20 protein-coding genes are annotated in these 20,107 nt (G+C 47.3%); 17 read left to right on the top strand and 3 right to left on the bottom strand.

All coding sequences use genetic code 11. The features are described from left to right. The first annotated feature begins 9 nt into the window (after window positions 1-9). From AC5SLM_RS08795 to lhgO, 13 genes are all read left to right on the top strand, one after another. Window positions 10-270 carry a hypothetical protein gene (locus AC5SLM_RS08795; RefSeq protein ID WP_495250577.1) on the top strand — a complete coding sequence of 87 codons (261 nt, stop codon included), beginning with the start codon at window positions 10-12 and terminating at the stop codon, window positions 268-270. After that, on the top strand, window positions 270-2,369 hold the full coding sequence (locus AC5SLM_RS08800; protein WP_495250578.1) for a chemotaxis protein CheA: 2,100 nt from the start codon (window positions 270-272) through the stop codon (window positions 2,367-2,369). Before AC5SLM_RS08795 ends, AC5SLM_RS08800 begins: the two co-directional genes overlap by 1 nt. After that, complete coding sequence (locus tag AC5SLM_RS08805) at window positions 2,366-3,175, top strand: CheR family methyltransferase (RefSeq protein WP_495250579.1); 810 nt, start codon at window positions 2,366-2,368, stop codon at window positions 3,173-3,175. The genes AC5SLM_RS08800 and AC5SLM_RS08805 overlap by 4 nt, the downstream gene beginning before the upstream one ends. After that, window positions 3,175-4,062, top strand: a complete 888-nt coding sequence (locus AC5SLM_RS08810) for a sensor histidine kinase (protein WP_495250580.1) — start codon at window positions 3,175-3,177, stop codon at window positions 4,060-4,062. The genes AC5SLM_RS08805 and AC5SLM_RS08810 overlap by 1 nt, the downstream gene beginning before the upstream one ends. After that, complete coding sequence (locus AC5SLM_RS08815) at window positions 4,062-4,520, top strand: chemotaxis protein CheD (protein ID WP_495250581.1); 459 nt, start codon at window positions 4,062-4,064, stop codon at window positions 4,518-4,520. The genes AC5SLM_RS08810 and AC5SLM_RS08815 overlap by 1 nt, the downstream gene beginning before the upstream one ends. Further along, window positions 4,520-5,560, top strand: coding sequence for a protein-glutamate methylesterase/protein-glutamine glutaminase (locus tag AC5SLM_RS08820; protein ID WP_495250582.1), 1,041 nt, complete (start codon window positions 4,520-4,522; stop codon window positions 5,558-5,560). The genes AC5SLM_RS08815 and AC5SLM_RS08820 overlap by 1 nt, the downstream gene beginning before the upstream one ends. A gap of 53 nt (window positions 5,561-5,613) precedes the next feature. After that, window positions 5,614-6,399, top strand: coding sequence for a J domain-containing protein (locus AC5SLM_RS08825; RefSeq protein ID WP_495250583.1), 786 nt, complete (start codon window positions 5,614-5,616; stop codon window positions 6,397-6,399). A gap of 57 nt (window positions 6,400-6,456) precedes the next feature. Continuing rightward, the gene (locus AC5SLM_RS08830) at window positions 6,457-9,045 is read left to right on the top strand and encodes a PAS domain-containing sensor histidine kinase (RefSeq protein ID WP_495250584.1); all 2,589 of its coding nucleotides are present in this window, start codon (window positions 6,457-6,459) and stop codon (window positions 9,043-9,045) included. A gap of 52 nt (window positions 9,046-9,097) precedes the next feature. Beyond that, window positions 9,098-9,790 carry a response regulator transcription factor gene (locus tag AC5SLM_RS08835; protein WP_495250585.1) on the top strand — a complete coding sequence of 231 codons (693 nt, stop codon included), beginning with the start codon at window positions 9,098-9,100 and terminating at the stop codon, window positions 9,788-9,790. A 116-nt stretch (window positions 9,791-9,906) separates the two neighbouring features. Continuing rightward, complete coding sequence (locus AC5SLM_RS08840; RefSeq protein ID WP_495250586.1) at window positions 9,907-10,917, top strand: TAXI family TRAP transporter solute-binding subunit; 1,011 nt, start codon at window positions 9,907-9,909, stop codon at window positions 10,915-10,917. Between the two features lie 48 nt (window positions 10,918-10,965). Next, window positions 10,966-12,927 carry a TRAP transporter permease gene (locus AC5SLM_RS08845; protein ID WP_495250587.1) on the top strand — a complete coding sequence of 654 codons (1,962 nt, stop codon included), beginning with the start codon at window positions 10,966-10,968 and terminating at the stop codon, window positions 12,925-12,927. Then, on the top strand, window positions 12,905-13,507 hold the full coding sequence (locus tag AC5SLM_RS08850) for a lactate utilization protein (RefSeq protein WP_495250588.1): 603 nt from the start codon (window positions 12,905-12,907) through the stop codon (window positions 13,505-13,507). The genes AC5SLM_RS08845 and AC5SLM_RS08850 overlap by 23 nt, the downstream gene beginning before the upstream one ends. Window positions 13,508-13,510: 3 nt before the next feature. Then, complete coding sequence (lhgO, locus tag AC5SLM_RS08855; protein WP_495250589.1) at window positions 13,511-14,701, top strand: L-2-hydroxyglutarate oxidase; 1,191 nt, start codon at window positions 13,511-13,513, stop codon at window positions 14,699-14,701. A 51-nt stretch (window positions 14,702-14,752) separates the two neighbouring features. Here the strand turns inward: lhgO and AC5SLM_RS08860 are convergent, their stop codons facing one another. Beyond that, window positions 14,753-16,060: an ArsS family sensor histidine kinase gene (locus tag AC5SLM_RS08860; RefSeq protein ID WP_495250590.1), complete on the bottom strand. Its 1,308-nt coding sequence runs from the start codon at window positions 16,058-16,060 to the stop codon at window positions 14,753-14,755. Then, window positions 16,029-16,640 carry a response regulator transcription factor gene (locus AC5SLM_RS08865; RefSeq protein WP_495250635.1) on the bottom strand — a complete coding sequence of 204 codons (612 nt, stop codon included), beginning with the start codon at window positions 16,638-16,640 and terminating at the stop codon, window positions 16,029-16,031. Before AC5SLM_RS08865 ends, AC5SLM_RS08860 begins: the two co-directional genes overlap by 32 nt. 209 nt (window positions 16,641-16,849) lie before the next feature. Between AC5SLM_RS08865 and AC5SLM_RS08870 the strand changes: the two genes are divergently transcribed. Next, window positions 16,850-17,200 carry a transposase gene (locus AC5SLM_RS08870; protein WP_495250591.1) on the top strand — a complete coding sequence of 117 codons (351 nt, stop codon included), beginning with the start codon at window positions 16,850-16,852 and terminating at the stop codon, window positions 17,198-17,200. Window positions 17,201-17,212: 12 nt separating this feature from the next. On the opposite strand, the gene AC5SLM_RS08875 is transcribed toward AC5SLM_RS08870, so the two are convergent. Beyond that, entirely contained in the window at window positions 17,213-17,878 is a 666-nt protein-coding gene (locus AC5SLM_RS08875) for an IS3 family transposase (RefSeq protein ID WP_495250592.1), read from the bottom strand. Window positions 17,879-18,109: 231 nt separating this feature from the next. Between AC5SLM_RS08875 and AC5SLM_RS08880 the strand changes: the two genes are divergently transcribed. Genes AC5SLM_RS08880 through AC5SLM_RS08890 form a run of 3 tightly spaced genes read left to right on the top strand, consistent with a single transcriptional unit; the run spans window position 18,110 to window position 20,082 of the window. Beyond that, complete coding sequence (locus AC5SLM_RS08880) at window positions 18,110-18,670, top strand: hypothetical protein (protein ID WP_495250593.1); 561 nt, start codon at window positions 18,110-18,112, stop codon at window positions 18,668-18,670. Between the two features lie 30 nt (window positions 18,671-18,700). Continuing rightward, window positions 18,701-19,435: a TorD/DmsD family molecular chaperone gene (locus AC5SLM_RS08885; protein ID WP_495250594.1), complete on the top strand. Its 735-nt coding sequence runs from the start codon at window positions 18,701-18,703 to the stop codon at window positions 19,433-19,435. Between the two features lie 17 nt (window positions 19,436-19,452). Next, on the top strand, window positions 19,453-20,082 hold the full coding sequence (locus tag AC5SLM_RS08890; protein ID WP_495250595.1) for a 4Fe-4S dicluster domain-containing protein: 630 nt from the start codon (window positions 19,453-19,455) through the stop codon (window positions 20,080-20,082). The last annotated feature ends 25 nt before the right edge of the window (window positions 20,083-20,107 follow it).

The following is a 20,107-nucleotide window of genomic DNA, read 5'->3' on the forward strand; positions in this document are numbered from 1 at the left end:
GGAGAAAGCATGACCATTGATGGCGACGTCTTAGAGATTGACACCGACATGGGACTAGATGATGTGGCAGAACTTGCCAACTTTGTCAAAACGCGCCTAGAGTATATTGAAGAGATTGCCGTATTGGGCGAAAAAGAAGACGTGCAAACCTCCGCGTTATACGCGTTGCTTTTTGCCATCAAACGGGCTAAACCTTCGCTTAGCATCCCTCTCATCGATGGGCCAAGCGTTGAGCTTGGCACCTTTGGCACCTTACACTGGGTACGCTAATGGACATCAATAAACTGCGCGATATTTTTATCGAAGAAGCCAACGAAATCATTGAAAAACTGGACGTGGATATCATCAATTTTGAAGAAGACCCTTCCGACAAAGAGCTTTTAAACGAACTCTTTCGGGGCGTGCACACCCTCAAAGGCAGTGCCAACTCCTTTGGGTTTTCCCGTCTGGGAGAGTTTGTGCACCATTTTGAAGATGTGCTTGATTTCTACCGAAGCCACGATGCGTCCATCACCAGCGACGCCATCGACACCTTTTTGCAAGCGGTGGATGTGATCAAAGAAGTCATGTTCGTAGAAGTGGACGACATCTCGGATTTACCAGAAGGCTACCACACCTGCCTTGATGCCATCAAAGCCCTCTTAGTCCCCACCAAAGCGCCGCTAGAAGAGTATCTTGAGGAAGACTTAGCGCCCTGCGGCCTTGACCTAGGGGAAGAATTTGAGGACTTTACGCCCGCAGATACGCCTCTAGCCCCTGTGGTAAAGGCGGATATCACCGCCCTAGCGCGCAAGCTTCTTGAAGAGGAGTATTTGTACAACATCACACTTACTCTTGACAGTGATATTTACTTTCGCGGGTTTGACCACATCAAATTTTTAGGTCTCCTCTCCAAAGAAGGCACTATCTTGGAATCCTACTGGGACATGGCCCCTGTGCCTTCCCTTGAAGTGTTTAACCCTGAACACGCCTACATTGGAAGCATCAACCTCTACCTTGCCTCTAAACAACCCCAAGAGAGCATCCAAGAGGTTTTTGAATACCTTGAAGAGCACGAATATGCTATTGCATGCGTTGCTAAAAGCGACAAAATCCCGCCTAAACCTATCGTTCAAGAAGAGATAAACTACGGACGCCGCCAAGAGGACGAAGCAGCAACCCCCGCAGGACAACCGCTCACCCGTCGAAAAAACGACGCCCAGTCCTTTGTAAAAATCGACACGCTTAAGCTGGATGAATTGTTTGATTCCATCGGGGAATTGGTCATCGCGCAAAATTTCTTAGCCGAAAATGAAGCCATTATGGCCATGAAAAACGAAAGCATCACCAAGACCATCAATGTGCTCTCCAAAATCACCAAACTCATCCAAAACCGCGTCATGAGCCTGCGCATGGTACCCATCCAAGAAACCTTTGAAAAGATGAAACGGGTGGCCCGCGATGCGTCTAAAAAGGTCAACAAAGAGATTTCACTCATCATCGAAGGGGGCGATACGGAGATTGATAAAACCATGATCGATGCGCTCTCTGACCCTCTTATTCACCTCATGCGCAACGCCATTGACCACGGCATCGAAGACGACGCAGCTGCGCGCGCCGCCAAACGCAAAAGCGCCATCGGCACCGTCACCTTGCGGGCGTACCACCGTGGCGGAAATATCGCCATTGAAATCACCGACGATGGGCGCGGCATCAACAAAGAGCGCGTCTTAGCCAAAGCCATTGAACGGGGCATCATTACGCCCGAAGAAGAACTCAGTGACGCGCAAATCTTTGGCCTCATCATGCAAGCGGGCTTCTCCACTGCCGCGCAAATTAGCGACATTTCAGGACGCGGTGTGGGGCTAGACGTGGTACGCTCTTCTATCGAGAAGCTCAACGGCAAGGTCGAGATTGCCTCCAAGGAAGGAGAGGGTTCCACCTTTACCATTTTACTTCCCCTTACCCTTGCCATCATCGACGGGATGCTCGTGCGCAGTGAAAAAGACACCTACATTCTTCCAACCCTTAGTGTCATTGAGTCTTTCATCCCCAAAAAAGAAAATGTCCACTCCTTCAAAGGCCAAGGGGAGTTTATCGACCTGCGCGGTCAGATGATTCCCATCATACGCTTGGGTGAAATTCTTGAACGCGCTACGGCGCACCCCCTTGCGTGGGAGTCAACCTTAGTGTGTGTTGAGAGTGAAAAAGGACGCTACGCCTTGCTGATTGATGATTTAATCGGGCGCCAACAAGTGGTCATCAAACCGCTAGGACCGGCCCTTTCTAGCATTAAAGAGTTTTCAGGAAGTGCCATCATGGGCAACGGTGAAATCGCGTTGATTCTTAACACCGAAGAGTTGTTTTTGCCCCACGAAGGCAGTGCGTGAACCTTGAGCTCTCGCCCAAAACCTTTGCCAAATTTCGCGCACTCATTTACCGCGAATTTGGCATTGCCCTAAGCGATCGTAAAAAAACACTGGTGCAAACCCGCCTGCGCAAATGGGCCCAACGCCTTGGGTTTTCAGACTTTGAAAGCCTCTACACCCACGTGGAAGAAAATCCCCACGAACTCGTCCTTTTAGCCGATGCTATCACCACCAACGTGACCTCTTTTTTCCGCGAAGAGGGCCAGTGGCATTTTTTGGAAAAACACCTTCCTAAAACCTACGGAAAAACCAAGCGCTTACGCATCTGGTCTTCGGCGTGCTCTTCGGGTCAAGAGCCTTATACCATCGCTATGTTTTTGCAAGAAATCTTGCCCGATTTTGAAACATGGGACATCAAAATCCTCGCCACCGACCTTTCCTATGAAATCCTCACTAAAGCCAAAAAAGGCCAGTACCGCGCCAAAGAGCTAGAAGGGATGCCCAAGCAGTTATTGTTGCGGTATTTCACCAAGAGTGGGAGCGATATGTACACGGTTAAGGAGAGCTTAAAATCCATGGTGCTTTTTCGGGCCTTCAACCTTGTCACGGGCAATTATGGCCTTTTTTCCAAGCCCTTTGACCTCGTCTTTTGCCGCAACGTGATGATTTATTTTGACAAACCCACCCAATACGGAGTGATTGACCGCCTTTTAACGGTGCTTGCCCCCAAGGGGCTTTTTCTCATCGGCCATTCTGAGTCGATTACGCGTCAAGATGCGCGCATCACTTCCCTTGCGCCATCTATTTACCAAAAACGAGGTGCCTAATGGACATTGCAACCCTAGATGACAGTGCGCTACTGCGCGAGATAGAACGCCGCTTTAAAGAGAAACAATCCTCCATCGAAGAGATGGAATTTCTCACCAAAAAACTCTTGGAGATGAACGAAAAAAGCAAGCAAGCCCAAGAGGTCAAAAGCCAGTTTCTCTCCTTGGTCAAAAACGAATTTAACAACCCTGTCTCTTCCCTTTTAAGTGTCGCCGACATGCTTCAACGCGCCCAAAACCTCGACAAAGCGCGCGCCATGGGCGAACTTTTAAAGCGCGACTTACTCAAGATGGACTTTAGCCTGCGCAATATCTTTGCCGCCTCAGAAATCGAAGCCGGGGAGATTGCCAACGACTACAATCAGATTGACATTGAAGAGCTAGTGGAAGAAATGAAAGAGTATTTTACCTTGCTCATTGTCGACAAAGGCTTACATGTAAGCCTTGAAAACCACTGCACCAAGCCGCTTATTAGTGATTCGCACAAAATGCACCTCATCTTACTCAACCTCCTTTCTAATGCGTGTGAATTTTCTTACGAAAACAAACCCGTCACCGTCCGCTTTACATGTAACGACCAAGGCTACACGCTAGTGGTAGAAAACTTTGGCGAGGGCATCAGTGAAGACCACACCAAAGAAATCTACAATCGGTTTGTGCATTTTGAAACGGGCAACACCCGCGCTTCTGCGGGGCTTGGACTTGGACTAAGCGTAGCACGGGGCATGTGCGAGGCATTGGATGGCACCATCGACAACACCCACAGCGGGGAAGCGACCCAGTTTGTGGTGTTTATCCCTTATGTTTCCGAGGAAGACATCAGTATCTCTAAAGCCCACGGTTCCAACGAGTTCATGTTTGACGAAGACGAGATGATGGAGTTTTGATGCCCATTTCCAAATTTATTCACGTGGGAGAGATTTACATTGGCGTAAAGGCGACGCACATTAGCACCGTTCTGGGCTCTTGTGTGGCCGTGTGTTTGTACGACCCCATAGAGCAAATAGGTGGGATGAACCACTACCTTGTGCCCCTGTGGAACGAAAACGGCCTCCAAAGTCCAAAATACGGCAATATCTCCATCCCGCGTCTCATTGAAAGCATGGTCAATGTGGGCTGTTGTAAAAGCAACATCATCGCCAAAGTTTTTGGCGGGGCTAATGTGATTGATGTGAGCCAAGAGGAGATGATGATTGGACGCAAAAATATCCTCATCGCCAAAGAACTCTTGCGCGAACACAACATCAAAGTCGTCGCGCAAGACGTGGGTGGCACCCAAGGGCGCCGCATCATGATGCAAAGCGACACGGGCAAAATCCTTCTAAAATACACCGGCATACAGTAATGGGACTGCATGTTTTAGTGGTGGACGATAGCGCTACGGCCAGAGCGGTGCTTAGTGAGATTCTTCTAAGCGACCCTGACATACAAAGTGTTGACACCGCGCCTGATGCCTACATCGCCAGAGACAAAATGGTCGCCAAAAAACCTGACGTGGTCTGTTTGGATGTGGAAATGCCGCGCATGGATGGCATCACCTTTTTGCGCAAACTCATGAAACACATGCCCACGCCCGTGGTGATGGTCTCCTCACTCACCACCCAAGGGGCGCGCACCACCCTTGATGCTCTTGAAGCAGGGGCGGTGGATTTTATCCCCAAGGTGCATTCAAACTTGTACGAGGGCAAAAGCGCCATCGAAGCGGAACTGTTGATGAAAGTCAAAGCGGCCGCGCGGGCAAAAGTCGCCCCAAAACTCGCCCCGCCAAAACCCCAAGAGCGCCTTTTGTACCAAAGCTTCACCACCACCCAAAAACTCATTGCCATTGGCGCTTCCACGGGCGGTACCGAAGCCCTTAAAGAAGTGCTTATCCGCCTGCCTGCCAACGCCCCTAGTGTGCTTGTAGCCCAACACATGCCCGCCTCCTTTACTAAACAATTCGCCGCCCGCCTTAATGCCTTGTGCGCCGTGGAAGTCAAAGAAGCCCAAAGCGGAGACACCCTAGGCGTGGGCAAAGTCTTCATCGCCCCAGGAGACAAGCACATGGTCTTGCGCCGTTCGGGAGCGCGGTATTATGTGGAAGTAGGAGAAGGGAAAAAGGTTTCAGGGCACCGCCCTTCGGTGGACGTACTGTTTAATTCTGTAGCCAAAGCTGCGGGCGATAATGCCATCGGTGTGCTCTTAACAGGCATGGGCAGTGATGGGGCGCGCGGGCTTCTTGCCTTGCACGAAACGGGCGCCATCACCCTAGGGCAAGACGAGGCCAGTTGTGTGGTCTATGGCATGCCAAAGGTGGCTTACGAACTGGGGGCCCTAAGCGCCCAAGTACCCCTTTCAAAGATGGCGGCAAGGATTTTAACGGAACTCTCCACCCTCACCTCTTAGTGGAACTCCTTTTGCTTAGGTGTGCTAACACCTTATCGGCAAAAGGAGGAGGAATGCGGCTACGCTTAACCAAACATGCTACGGTTGTGGAACTTCCCGAACGCTCCGTGTGGCTTCATGAAATCACCCAAAAACTCCGCGCCACCTTTGAGAAAACCTTTTGGGTGAACACCGTTTTAATCAACCTTCCCGTCAAAGGTGATGAAACCAAACGCCGCCTTTTTTTGCTTGAACTTTACAAAACCTGTTCCAAAAATGCCCACAAACACGACAGCCGTTTTTTAAAACGCTTGCTCGAATCTGCCCACAAACCCATCAAGGTGCAAGTGGTCAAAACCTTGTGCCCCACCAAGCGGGTGAACATCGTGTTTTTGGTGGTGAAAAATGCCTTACATGTAAGGCTTCCCCATGAAGAAACCTTTTTATTTTGGCACCTTGTGCACACGCTCAAACCCCATGGGCTAGTGCATGATTTTTCCCAAAAAACCCTTGTGTTTAAAACCCCCTCTTCCGCCCTTGAATCGGCCATCGCGGCCTTGCTTGCCACCCCTTCTCTTTTTGGTATGACCCTTGTTTTTGACGTGGCTAAGCGCGCACTAGAAGCCTTTTTTGCCCACGAAACCGACGATTCTCTCACCCTCATAGACCATTACCGCACCCTTAATCTCACCCACACCGCCAAGCTTGATGAGCTTCGCCAACGGTACTTGCAACTGGCTAAAGCCCACCACCCCGACTTTGCCGCCAATAACCACGACGCCCTAGCGCGCACCTTGAAGTTTCAACAAATCCAAGAAGCGTACCACGCCATCAAGACCCAAAAAAGAGACTCCGCTTAAGCACACTTCTCAGGTTTGCTTTGCTTTAGTTGTATTACAATACCCCAAGGAGTCTACATGCGGCGCAAACGGTATAGCCTTGGGGATATTGAAAACCTGCTAACCTACCTTCCTTTGGTGTTTATTGTCTTTTTTGCCCTGCTTGCTTTTTTAATCACCCTCCTCACCCTCTCCGCCCAAGAAGAGCACGAAGTGGGGCTTTTAGCCCAACGCCAAAGCCTTCGCATTGACTTTGAGCGCCAAAAGGCGTTGGAAGATTTTATCGCCCACGTTCAGCGGGACATCACCCAGCACTTTCGTGCCAAAGAACTTGACCTTATCTCTCACATCGACACCCTACAAGGGGTCATCGCGGGGCTTGAGAGGCCCGAATCCATGCTAGGCATCACCGAATTGCTCCCTTTTTTAGCCCGCCTTGAATCCCGCCACGGCGTGCGTTTTGCCGTGCTTGACCAAGAAACCCTACTGCCCAACTACGGCCTTGAAGAGATTCGCACCCTTCAAGAGCTGATTTTCAACAACCTCACCAACCCCCGCTCCACCCAACTCACCATCCAATACATCCTCTCCCAAGGGGAAAAAAGCACCATGATTTGGAAAAACCAACCCGAACAAACCATTTGGCTAAGCCATTTCCAAGCCATCCCTTTTAACGCATGGTACGTGGGGGCATTTTCCTCGGTCAACAGCCTGGCTTCTTTGACCCAAGAAGCCCTCCAGCGCGCCATTAGTTCCTACCAAGGGGCGTACGGGTTTTGGGTGTATGATTACGAAAGAGAGCTCTTTTTTGATGCCACCCATCCTTGGGTGCCTAGCCCTGAGGCAAAGGACGTCCCTGGGCTCGCCGAAGCCAAAAAGCTCTTTAAGGGTAGCCATTGGCAAACCCAAAAACAGCATCCGTTTTTATACGACTTTAACCGTTTTCGCCTCGCCGTGGGGGTGCATGCTTCTTCCTCTTTGGCACCTGAGACCAAAGAAATCGCCCAGCGGTTCAACAACCAACGGTTTATGTGGGGCGTGCTCATCGTTGCTATCGCGGCGGTCATGATAGGGGCATCCCTCACCTTTAGTGGGTTTATCAAAGGCATTTTTGCGGCCTACAACCGCCGTTTTGAGCGACGCAACGCCCAACTCCAAGCCCTTAAAGAACGCTTTGAGCTTGCCATCATGGCGTCCAATGATGGCTTGTGGGACACCAACTTTCAAACGGGCAAAACCTTCTTTTCCCCCACATGGCTGCGGATGCTTGGGTACACCCGCGAAGACGTGCGTTCCTACGAACAATGGCAAAACCTCATCCACCCCGAAGACAAAGAACGCATCCTCAAAACCATGCAAGAGCACATGGAAGGCAAGCGGGAACACTTTGTGGGCGAGTACCGCTTGCGCACCAAACTCGGCCGCTATCGCTGGGTACTCGCACGGGGTAAACTCTTTAAAGACAAGGAAGGGCGGGCCGAACGCTTGCTCATGATGACCATGGCCATCGTGGAGCGCAAGCGCATGGAAAAAGCCATCGAAGACACCCATAAGCTCACCGAAGGGGGCCACATCGTGCTGTTGCGGTGGCTTAATGATGACGCGTTTAGCCTCACCTTCGCCTCCAAAAGCCTCAAACGCTTTGGCTACACCCAAGATGACTTACTTCAAGGGGTGCTCACCTACCGCGACATCATCGACCCTGAGGATAGGGACATGGTGCGCCACAGCGTGCACGAAGCCATCGCGACAGGCAAGCGCTCTGTTTCACTCACTTACCGCATCCTCACCAAAGCCCACGAACCCCGTTGGGTTTTTTCCCATGCCATTTTTTTGCGGGATGATTTTGGCAAAGTGACCGACTTGTACGGTTACATTTACGACATCACCGCCATCAAAGCAAGCGAACAAGAGCTCTCCCGCAGGGTTGCCGAAGAAGTCCACAAAAACCGCGAAAAAGAGAAGTTGCTCATCCAGCAAAGCAAGCTTGCCGCCATGGGTGAGATGCTCGGCGCCATCGCCCACCAGTGGCGCCAACCCCTTAATCACATCTCACTGCTCTTGCATTTCGTGCGCGACTTGTTCGTCGCGGGCAAGTTAGACGAAGCTTCCATGCGCAAATACGCTGACGAAGCCAAGGCGCAAGTGGCGTACATGTCCCAAACCATCGACGATTTTAGAAACTTTTACCAACCCTCTAAAGACAAAACCCATTTTTGCGTCAAAGAGGCGCTGCTAGGGGCCGTGGAGATTGTAAAACACCAATTTACACACTATCAAATCACCTTACATGTAAGGGGTGAAGCGTGCGAGATTGTAGGGTACGAAAACGAATTTAAACAAGTGGTGCTCAACATCCTCACCAACGCCAAAGATGCCCTTTTGCTCAAACGCGAACGCGGCCCTTTTGAAGCGCGCATCATCCTTACATGTAAAGCGCTCTCTGGGCGCGTGCGCGTCACCTTGTGCAACAACGGCGATGCTATTGAGGAGGGTATTATGGAGCGGATTTTTGAGCCGTACTTTACCACCAAATTTGAAACCCAAGGCACGGGCATTGGGTTGTACATGAGCAAGACCATCATTGAGGGCAACATGAAAGGAAAACTCGAAGCGGCCAACACCGACGAGGGCGTTTGTTTTACCCTTTCCCTGCCTTACATGTAAGCAGATTGCTTAAATTTGTTATAATGTTACAAAAATTCCCAAAGGAAGTGCCATGGACGTAAAAACACGGGTGATGCTAGTTGAGGACGAGGCCACGGCGCGCGAGATTTTGGGCTTTTATCTTGGCACTCTTTTTGATGAAGTCTTGGTGGCAAAAGATGGCAAAGAAGGCCTTGAACTCTTCCTTGCCCATCAACCCATCGACCTCATCCTTACCGACATTCGCATGCCGCACATGGATGGCCTTGAGATGATTGAAGCCATCAAACAACACCAAGAAGACCAAAAATTTATCGTTGTTTCGGCCCACAAAGAAGAAGAGTTACTCTTGCGTTCCATCAACCTGCGCGTCATTGGATACTTTGTCAAACCCCTAAATATCGACACAGTGATGGAAATCCTCCAAAAAGCTAAGGCCGAATTGGTGCGTGAAAAAGAGAAACTGCACCAAACCCCTGCACGTGTTGTGCTCAACGCCACCTACGTGTATGATGCCAAGAGCGAACTGCTTTACCACGCCAATGGCACCCTTATTCCCCTCTCCAAAAAAGAACTCCTCCTCTTGCAAACCCTCATCAACCACAAGGGGAAGATTCTCCCCGTAAGTGCATGCAAAGGCTATTTGTGGGGAGATGAGACGGTTTCGGATGCAACCTTTCGCACCCTGATGAAGCGGCTTCGGGACAAGATTAGTGCGGATGATTTCATCCTTTCGCGCAAGGGTCAGGGGTATATTATCGCATAAGCTTACATGTAGCGAATCGTTACATGTAAAGGATTTTTGAAACATTCATGAAACATTCATGACCTCATTTTGAAATCGTGCGTTATGATAGGGAAAATCACATTTAAGGAGACCCTATGATTTCAGGCACATGGTTCAAACGCCTCTTGGCAACTTCGGCTGCTGTTGCGGTACTCTCTTCAGGTGCTCTAGCAGAGCAGAAATTCATCATTGCCACGGCAAGCACAGGGGGAACGTACTATCCTGTTGGCGTTGGCATCGCGACCATTGCGAGCTTGAAGCTTGCCAAAGACCACAAGATGACCTTTTCGGCCATCAGCAGTGCCGGAAGTGGCGAAAACATCGACATGATGGACAAAGGCGAAGTCAACTTTTCCATCATCCAAGGCCTTTTTGGCTCCATGGCATGGCAAGGAAAAGCTTCTTATGAAGGGCGTGCAAAGAAAAACCTGCGCTCCGTTACCATGCTTTGGCAAAACGTAGAACACTTCACCGTCACCAGTGACATTGCTAAAACGGGCAATATCATGGACCTCAAAAACCTCTACGGGCAACCTTTTTCCATCAGTGAGCGCAACTCTGGAAGTCGAATTTCTGGGGAAGTTATCATGGATGGTCTTGGCATCGACTACACCAAGATGAACATCCAATACCTTGGCTACACACCCAGTGCTACTGCGATGCAAGACCGTAAGATTAAGGGCATGAACACCCCTGCGGGTGACCCTGTTTCTGCGGTAACCAACGTCTTTGCTGCTGTAGGCGGAGACAAAATTCGCGTCCTTGATTTCACCGCCGAAGATGTAGAAAAAGCCAACAGTGTTTACCCTGTTTGGGTCCCTTACACCATTAAAGCGGGCGTGTATCCAGGTCAAAAACAAGACATCAATACCATCGCTCAGCCCAATTTGCTAGTGGTGACCGAAGACACCCCTGAAGAAGTGGTTTACTTGCTCACCAAAACCATTTACGAAAACCTTCCGTTTTTGAACTCCGTCCACCAAGCGACCAAATCCATGGCCCTTGAAAAAGCTATCGGCGGTTTACCCGCACCTTTACATAAAGGAGCCTTACGCTACTACCAAGAGCAAGGCATCACGATTCCTGAGCGACTTATTCTGAACTAATTTTTACGCAGGGGGCTCTCCCCTGCTTCTTACTACAAAGGATTTTCCATGGGTATTTCTGCGGACAAACTCAAACCATTTATTCTTTATTACGGTGTCGGCATCTCCATCTTTCACTTTTGGATCAATATCTGGGGGGGCATGAGCGACCTGTGGTTTAACGCCGCCCACTTTTCTTTGTTGGCGTCTTTGGGGTACTTAACCTTCCGAGCCTCTAGCTATTCATCCAGCAAAACCGTTCCGTTTTATGACATCCTTCTTGCCTTGCTTACCCTAAGCGTAGCGGGCTATATGATGGGGTTTGAAGAGAGCCTTTACGCTGTCTCTAATGCACAAATGCGCCCCTCAGATATCTACATGACGGGCCTTGCCATTTTTCTTGCCCTTGAGATGGTCAGGCGCGCCACGGGGCTCATCATCCCCGCACTTATGCTGGTTTGCATTGGCTATATTTTGTGGTTTGGCAAACATGTTACTGGGGTATTTGCCTTTGGGGGCATGAGTGTGGAGCGCTTTTTTTACCGCATGTTTTACACAGGTGAAGGGCTTTTTGGCTCCATCGCCACCATCTCTTCCACGTACGTGTTTATGTTCATCCTCTTTGCGGCGTTTTTGCTTAAAAGTGGCGCGGGGGATTTCATCGTCGATGTGAGCCGTGCGTTTACATCGCGTTTTCGCGGGGGCGCGGGGCATGTGGCGGTCTTTTCCTCGGCACTCATGGGCACCATCTCAGGCTCTGCCGTGGCCAACACCGTTTCCACCGGCTCCATCACTATCCCCATGATGAAAAAAAATGGCTTCAAGCCCATTTTTGCAGCGGGCGTTGAAACTGCGGCAAGCACAGGCGGGCAAATCATGCCGCCCATCATGGGAGCGGGCGCCTTTATCATGGCGCAAATGACCAACATCCCTTTTGCGACCATCGTCGCGGTGTCGGTCTTGCCTGCTATCTTGTACTTTGCCTCCATCGCCGTGTATATTCACATCCACGCCAAAGAAAACAACCTTGAGGTGGAAACGGAAAAGATAAACATCTGGCCAGTGCTGCGCGAAGGGTTTCACTTTATCATCCCCCTTACCACCCTTGTGGGGTTACTCGTCTATGGCTTTACGCCCACCTATGCAGCGGGGATTTCCATCATCGCCATCATCGCTTCTTCGTACCTCACCAAGTACAAACGCATGGGAATTAAAGAGGTCCTAGAAGCCCTCTCCCTAGGAAGTCAAAACATGGTGATCACGGGCGTGTTGCTTGTCTCCGTGGGCATCATCGTAGGGGTGATTAACATCTCAGGCATTGGCATTATCTTTTCCCAACTCATCATGGAATGGTCGGGAGGGCAGCTCATCATCGCCATGGTTCTTGTCGCCTTGGCTTCGTTAGTGCTTGGCATGGGCCTTCCCGTAACGGCTTCGTATGTGGTACTGGCCGTTCTTTCCGCACCTGCTTTGGTGGGGCTCATGCTCTCCCCCGAACTTGCCATGTTGCTAAACGCAGGCCTTGAAGTGCCCGAAGCGACCATGTACTTTTTGAGCGCACACCTCATCATCTTTTGGCTCTCGCAAGATTCTAATCTAACCCCGCCCGTGTGCTTGGCGGCATTTGCGGCAGCTGGCATCGCAGGTACCTCACCCATGCGCACAGGCGTAGAGTCATGGAAGCTTGGTAAGGGGCTTTATATCATGCCTCTTTTGTTTGCCTTTACCCCGCTCATCACAGGCACATGGGCAGAACGGGTAGAGATTTTTGCGTTTTCTTTTGTGGGATTAGCGGCCTTTGCTATCGCAGTGGAAGGGTTTTGGGATGTTAAAACCTCTTGGTTTGAGCGTTTGATGTTTGCAACCGTTGCCGTGCTGTTATTTTCGCAAGATTCTTTGTACGGCATGCCGAGCCTTACGCCGTGGATTGAAAACGTGCACATCCTTGGGGTTGGCTTCTTTGTTGGTATAATGACACTTCATAAATTTCGCGCACGAAAGGTCATCTATGCTAGAAGCCACCAAAGCTAACTTAGAAAAAAACGGATTTGAAGTCCTTGTCGTTGAAAGCGGCTGGCAAGCCTTTGACTTGGCCAAAGCCTACCTCAAAGAGGGCATGAGCGTGGGCCTTGGCGGGTCCACGACGGTTGCCGAGATTGGCTTGTTGAACTACCTAGAAACAAAACCCCTTGGCATTACCTTGTTTAACCAGTACGAAAAGGGGATTTCCATGGAGGAAAACACCCAACGTCGACGACAGGGGATGCTGGCTGATTTGTACGTCACAGGGTGCAACGCCCTCACCCAAACAGGAGAACTCGTCAACGCCGATGGTAGCGGCAACCGCGTGGCGGCACAAATCTTTGGGCCCAAAAAAGTGCTGCTCATTGTTGGCATCAACAAACTCGTGCCCACCCTCGAAGCAGGGTTTGAGCGCATCAAAACGGTCGCGGCACAAAAAAACATCGACCGTATGAACACCAAGGCCGTCGAGATGGGCAAAGAACCTCGCTACAACTGGGACAATATCGCCAATAAATTTGCTTACATCAACGGCGATGAACCCGGACGCACAACGATCATTTTGGTCAAAGAATCTTTAGGATACTAAGCCATGCACGTTTATGATTACCTCATCATCGGAGGCGGCATCATCGGGCTTGGGCTTGCTAAGGCCCTTAAAACACGCTACCCCGAAGCTTCGGTACTCCTCATCGAAAAAGAGCGCTCCTTGGGGGCGCATAGCAGCGGGCGAAACTCTGGCGTGTTGCACGCGGGGTTTTACTACACCGCCAACTCCCTCAAAGCGCGCTTTACCCGCGAGGGCAACGCCGCCATGCACGCGTTTTGCGAAGCAAATGACCTTGTTATCAACCGATGCGGCAAGGTTGTCGTCGCGCAAAATGCGGGAGAGTTAGCAGGTCTCGAAGAGCTAAAACGGCGCGGGGATGCCAACGGCGTGGCGCTAGAATGGCTAAGTGAAGAGGAACTACGCACGCGCTTTCCCGAAGCCAAAACCTTCCAAAAAGCCCTCTTTTCGCCCACCACTTCCACGGTTAATCCCAAAGATGTGGTCAACGCCTTAGCCTTACATGTAAAGGCCTTGGGCGTAGAGATTCGCACCCAGTGTGCCTACGAAGCGCGCCTTGGCAAAGACGCCGTACTCACCTCTCAGGGCCCGCTGTTTTTCAACACCCTCATCAACGCCGCAGGGCTTTACGCGGACACCATCGCCCAAGAGTTTGGCGCGGGCAAGGCGTATGTCATCATCCCCTTCAAGGGCATCTACCTCAAGGATGCACACAACCGCATGGGGCTTTCGACGAACATTTATCCCGTGCCTAATCTGGCCAATCCTTTCCTAGGCGTACACTACACCCTCACGGCTGAAGGTGCCGCCAAGATAGGCCCCACCGCCATCCCTGCCCTGTGGCGGGAAAATTACCAAGGCATAGAAAACTTCTCTCTCCATGAGTTAGGGCAAATCGCGTGGTACGAGGCCAAACTCTTCGCCACCAACGCCTTTGGCTTTCGCGCCTTAGCGGTCGAAGAAGTGCGTAAATACCAAAAGTCCTATTTTCTAGGCCTCGCCACAGCCCTCACCCATGAGCGCGACCACAGTGGGTTTGACGCATGGAGTGAACCAGGCATCCGCGCCCAACTACTCAACACCGACACGCTAGAACTCGTCCAAGATTTCGTCGTCGAACGCCAAGGCAACACGGTACACGTTCTAAACGCCGTTTCTCCTGCGTTTACCTGCGCATTTTCGTTCACGGAATGGGTAGTTGAGGAGTACATGTAAGGGGAGCAAAGGCACTTATTGTGCCTACTATTGCATAGATTAATAATCACCTTACGTTACTTTTGGTTCACTTACAAACTCAATTGAGAAACAATTTTTTTGGTTTTCGTAGCAGTAATTCAGTTTGTATGCATGCTTTAATATGATTTGATTAACAATATACAACCCTAGCCCAAATCCCGTATTTGTACTTTCTAAATTTCGATTAAAAGTACGTTCAAAATTCAAACAATGGGTCGGTATTTCTTCGCCAGCGCTCAAAACATATAGTGCACCAGGGCAAACATTGACAATCACTTCTTCTTTTGAATATTTTAATCCATTGTCCAAAAGATTTTTAATGGCTGTTGCCAAAAGCTCGAAATCCGCCAAAAGCAGAGGTGTCTCTTTTTGTGCATTAATAACAATACGTTTTGTGTCGTGAATCAAAAGAAGATCAATTGCATGGTCTAGTATATCAACCAAGCGGTATTCTTTTGTTGCCAAAACAATTTCATTTGATGCTAACCTCTCAACCTTGACCATCTCGCCTAAAAGGACTTCTTGTCTTATAAAAATTTGACGCAACTGCCCTTTGAATTCCTGATCTTGAATAATTCCTGCAAGAATCTTTCCTTTCATCACAGGTGTTCTTAGTTCGTGAAGGATATTGCGCAAAAAAAGCGTGCGTGCCTCTTTTATGCGGTGAAGCTTCTTCATTGCAAGATTGAATTCTGCTGCAATTTCGCCTAATTCATCTTGGCTATCAATAGAAATTTCTTGAAATATTGGCGCATCCCCACATGCACGAATAGAACTTTTCAAACTGCGCAATCGCAATAATTTACGCAGGACAACACTAAAAAAAATAATGGTCACAACATTAATGGTTCCCCATAGAATCCATAAACGGTTGAGCGAAAATTCTTCTAGATTTTCTAGTGCGGGTCTATCGTCCATAGATAATGCTTCTTGCTCGGATGCTGGGGAAATCCCTGCAAGAAGCATTATTTTGACAAGAGATTTTTTAGGAGGAGGAGGGTCTCTTGGCACAAAATAAAGCTTATTATTATATTCAATCATATCGCAGTAAGAATCTTCCAATAGCTTTTTACCATGTTGTCGAATTTCAATTTTTGAAGTTTGACTTAATTTAATACCTAGATTTTTTAGAATAGAATCTCTATTTTTTAATTCTTCACCAATCGTTCGCATGCCCATCATAAAACGCTGAAACGTAAAATACTCTAAATCTTTGATTTGTCGCTGGTATTCAATAGCAAAGGAGCCATTAATTACAATAAGCGCCAGAACAAAGAAAAGTGAAATAAGTTTAATAATAGAAAAGTTACGCATTGATAAATTTATACCCAACGCCACGAACCGACACAATAAAGCGTGGATTTTTAGGGTCGTCCCCAATTTTTTGGCGAATACGTCCCATGATGACATCGATACTCTTAAGACCACTTTGAAATTTAATGGAATTAATACTGAGCAGTAAATCTTCTCTTGAAATGACAAATCCCTCTTTTTCAATCAAGAAAGCGAAAATATCAAATTCCGCTTTTGTTAATTGTACTTCACGGTTATTGCGTCGTATCATATGCTGTTTAAAGTCTATTGTAAAAACTTCCGTACCTGTTTGAAGATGAATACCTCGTCGCAAAATAGCCCTTAGGCGAAATGCTAATTCGATGGGCTCATAGGGCTTGGGAAGATAATCATCTGCCCCCAATTCAAATCCCATGATTTTATCCAGCGTTTCTGAGCGCGCGGAAGAGATAATAACAGGTAAATTTGGAAGCAATGTTCGCACCCTTTTGCATACTTCAAATCCATCAATGCCCGGCAAGGAAAGATCTAAGACCAAGGCATCAAAAACATCGTGCTCTAACTGCTTCAATCCGTCCAAAGGATGAAATGCCATAGTCGTTTCGATATTTTCGAGCAAGAGCATTCTTTGAAGAAGCTTGGCTAATTCGATATCATCTTCAATCAATAAAATTTTTATCATGTCAGAAAGTATATCAGAAATCAAAGTTGTATCAGATTTTAAATGTAAAAAATTTTTTTAGGAAATTTTTAAGTTTGTTACTAACTATTTACCATGTAATTGAAGAGGTGGTGCTATGATTGTATAAATAATTGAAGAAGAGTGAGGTTTTTATGAAAACGCACACCAACTCGCGCTATAGCGCCCAATTCAAAACCAGCATTGTTTTTGAATTGCTTTTCAACACTGCAGGCCTCCAAGAACTCTCAGATAAGCACCATATTAGTACTTCGAGCATCAACCGTTGGAAAAAACAACTCCTCGGAAGTGCTTCAAAGATTTTTGGCACTGAAAAAACCAAGGACACCCAATCCACAGAACTGCTAAAACAAAAAAACATGGCACTTAAACAAGAGGTTGCAAGAATTCAAAGCGACATCAAAGACTCTTTAAATCAATGCCATCATCAAACGTTCCAATGGGAGGGACACTCTTATCAAAAAAGAAGCGTTGTTTGCCTTTAATCCCTTAATACACTAGAGTTTAAAGGGCTTTACAAGTTCCAAATCATGCAAGATAGAAAGATACGCATGGGACTCTTTCGAGGGACGTGAAGGCATTGGAGCGGTGAGGCTTTTTTTAGTTTCCAATATTTTTAAAAGTTTATACACTTTGTTCACCCCGATTTTGTACCCTTCCTCAACCAAGTATTGATGCATTTTTCGATACCCAAGAGAGGTCTTTTGTGTTTGAAAAATTTCGCGCATGCGCTCCATAATCACCTCATCTTTTTTTTGCGTTGATCTAGGAACATAATAAAGGGAGGGGCGGTTCAGGCCAATAATTTTACATTGTTGGACGATAGATAACTCCGAAGAGGAAGCATCTACCATCTTGCGCTTAAGGGCAATGTCTGCTTTTCTAATTCTAGCAAGGGCTTCTTCGTATTCGCTTGTAAGTTTGCATAACTCTTTTTCAAGTTTTTCATTCTCTTTTTCAAGCGCTTTACGTTTCTCGTGAGAACTGTCGGATCGAAAGGCAAGATGGGCATTTTGAATAAAATGCTCTCTCCATTGATGAATAGTTTGGGTAGAAATTGCATATTTTTGAGCTAAATGGTTTAACGAAGTATTTGCTTTAAAAGATTCAATAACTACTTGCATTTTAAATTCAGGAGAAGATTGCATCCGTTCTTTACCCATGAAAAATCCCTCTGATATCTTTTTTTCTTATGAAATCATACCCTAATCAGAAAGTTATACTCTTTTTTTATAGAACTTAGCTGTATTTGCTATCGAAATATAGAATATTTTTAATATATTAACCTGTATTGACAAATGGTGGCAATAGATATATAATCCAGAAATAAGTTTATTTTAAATAGGCAAATTTTATTTAATAACATTTTCAATATAAAGCGAAAAAGGAACCCTATGCTTGCACACGCTAAAGAAATAGAAACAGAACAAGCCTCCCTTGCTTTAGCCATCGAGAAGAGAATAGTTGCGGAACCCGCTTATCAATCAATTCTTTACAAAATGCTCTCTTATTGTGAAGAGCCTAAAACATTCCAAGAACTAGAAACACACGTGCTCACCTACCCTGAAATGAAAACACCCATGCAAACGCCACAGGTTTTTTTAACATGGTTAGTTAAATGCCATGCTATGGAAGAGATAGAACAAGGGGCGCAATATTCACTGTGGAAAACAACTCAAGCTGGATTCATTGCGTTAAACAAAGAGCGACTACACGATAGGCTTGAAACGCTGCTTACAGAAGATGCTCACTATAGGCCTATCTACTTAATGGTATTAGAATTTTGCAAGCATGCAAAATCTCGCATGGAGATTGAAGCATACTTGGTTGACCACCCTTTACTGGAAAATCCAAAAATATATGCGAGTTATTTCATTGACACCTTAGAAAAAGCAGGTGGGCTACTTTGGGATAGTGCATGGAAAACCACCCAAAAAGCGTGTGCCAAACTTTAAGAAATATCACATTATCACAAAGGATAAAAAATGGGACAGATGCGTGAAAATATTGCATTAATGGACAATAGAACTTATGTCTACCGGCTTTTAGGAAGAATTTATAAAGAAGAGGTTGATCAAGAGCTATTCAAGCAACTCGCATCTCTGCACTTTTATAATGATGCCAATGAAGGTGAATTATCAGAAGGATATCGGGCATTTGAAGCTTTTTTTCAAAAAAACCACCTAGACCCACTCACTGATTTGGCAGTTGATTATGCACGTGTGTTTCTTGGAGCAGGTGTTTTGGAAGGCACAGTAGCTGATCCATATGAATCGGTCTATACCAGTCCTGGACGTTTAATAATGCAGGATGCGCGCGATAACGTTTTGACGCTATACCGTAAATTTGGGCTAGATAAAGATGAAAAACTCAATGTTCCAGAGGACCATATTGCGCTTGAATTTGAATTTATGGCGTATTTAACACAAACATGCAAAGAGGCGTTGCATCACGAAGATTATCCCAAAGCGAAAGCTCTTTTGGCTACTCAATCGGACTTTTTACACAACCATTTACTTAACTGGGTTCCACGTTTTTGTGAGGATGTTTTAAAATGCTCTCACGGTGAGTTTTACAAAGCTGTTGCCAAAATAACACGAGGGTACCTTCAATTTGAGCAAGAGATACTCACGTATTTAGATACTGCGGTGATGATTAGTGCGCACAAGGCACATGCGCATCAAGAAAATTTTGTACAAAGTACCTGTGCTGCCAACTAAAAGAGCAGGGACACGCGATGGAAAATGAATCTTCTTGGACAACAAAGAAACAAAGAAAGCAATCCATCTCAAGGCGAACCTTTGTGGCATCTAGTGTAGGTGTTGCTTTAATGTTTGCTCTGGGAGCGACAGGAAAAGCAGCGCCTAAAAAAGAGCTCTTGCGTCCCCCTGGAGGACAAAATGAGGATGATTTTATTGCCAAATGTATTAAATGTGACCGATGCCGAAGCGTCTGCCACACGTCTGTTATTGGCATAGCTCCTATTGAAGAGGGGTTCATCAATGCCCGAACGCCTCTTATGAAGTTTCATATCGGCTCGTGTGATTTTTGCAATCGATGTGTTGAAGTATGCCCAACAGGGGCACTACAACCCTTTGATAAATCAAATGTCAAAATTGGCGTGGCTGTTTTAACGGATGTGTGTATTGCTTTAAATTTTGGAGCGTGCACCCTGTGCCACACCGCATGCCCTTACAAAGCCATTACTCTAGATGGACAAAAACACCCAATTATTGATGAAGACAAATGCAATGGTTGTGGTGTATGTGAAACCATTTGCCCTGCACTCATTCTTCGCTCTTACGTGGGCGGGAAAATACGTGGAGTTGAAATTAGACCCATTTCCTGTAAAGAAGCATCATTATGAAACCTCTAAACTCCTCATCATTACG

The sequence above is a fragment of the Sulfurospirillum sp. HTRB-L1 genome, assembly GCF_059415125.1.

Coding starts and splice junctions, on each gene's coding strand:
- AC5SLM_RS08795 (WP_495250577.1), top strand. CDS start 10: ATGACCATTGATGGCGACGTCTTAGAGATTGACACCGACATGGGACTA.
- AC5SLM_RS08800 (WP_495250578.1), top strand. CDS start 270: ATGGACATCAATAAACTGCGCGATATTTTTATCGAAGAAGCCAACGAA.
- AC5SLM_RS08810 (WP_495250580.1), top strand. CDS start 3,175: ATGGACATTGCAACCCTAGATGACAGTGCGCTACTGCGCGAGATAGAA.
- AC5SLM_RS08815 (WP_495250581.1), top strand. CDS start 4,062: ATGCCCATTTCCAAATTTATTCACGTGGGAGAGATTTACATTGGCGTA.
- AC5SLM_RS08820 (WP_495250582.1), top strand. CDS start 4,520: ATGGGACTGCATGTTTTAGTGGTGGACGATAGCGCTACGGCCAGAGCG.
- AC5SLM_RS08825 (WP_495250583.1), top strand. CDS start 5,614: ATGCGGCTACGCTTAACCAAACATGCTACGGTTGTGGAACTTCCCGAA.
- AC5SLM_RS08830 (WP_495250584.1), top strand. CDS start 6,457: ATGCGGCGCAAACGGTATAGCCTTGGGGATATTGAAAACCTGCTAACC.
- AC5SLM_RS08835 (WP_495250585.1), top strand. CDS start 9,098: ATGGACGTAAAAACACGGGTGATGCTAGTTGAGGACGAGGCCACGGCG.
- AC5SLM_RS08840 (WP_495250586.1), top strand. CDS start 9,907: ATGATTTCAGGCACATGGTTCAAACGCCTCTTGGCAACTTCGGCTGCT.
- AC5SLM_RS08845 (WP_495250587.1), top strand. CDS start 10,966: ATGGGTATTTCTGCGGACAAACTCAAACCATTTATTCTTTATTACGGT.
- AC5SLM_RS08850 (WP_495250588.1), top strand. CDS start 12,905: ATGCTAGAAGCCACCAAAGCTAACTTAGAAAAAAACGGATTTGAAGTC.
- lhgO (WP_495250589.1), top strand. CDS start 13,511: ATGCACGTTTATGATTACCTCATCATCGGAGGCGGCATCATCGGGCTT.
- AC5SLM_RS08865 (WP_495250635.1), bottom strand. CDS start 16,640: ATGCTCTTGCTCGAAAATATCGAAACGACTATGGCATTTCATCCTTTG.
- AC5SLM_RS08870 (WP_495250591.1), top strand. CDS start 16,850: ATGAAAACGCACACCAACTCGCGCTATAGCGCCCAATTCAAAACCAGC.
- AC5SLM_RS08875 (WP_495250592.1), bottom strand. CDS start 17,878: ATGGGTAAAGAACGGATGCAATCTTCTCCTGAATTTAAAATGCAAGTA.
- AC5SLM_RS08880 (WP_495250593.1), top strand. CDS start 18,110: ATGCTTGCACACGCTAAAGAAATAGAAACAGAACAAGCCTCCCTTGCT.
- AC5SLM_RS08885 (WP_495250594.1), top strand. CDS start 18,701: ATGGGACAGATGCGTGAAAATATTGCATTAATGGACAATAGAACTTAT.
- AC5SLM_RS08890 (WP_495250595.1), top strand. CDS start 19,453: ATGGAAAATGAATCTTCTTGGACAACAAAGAAACAAAGAAAGCAATCC.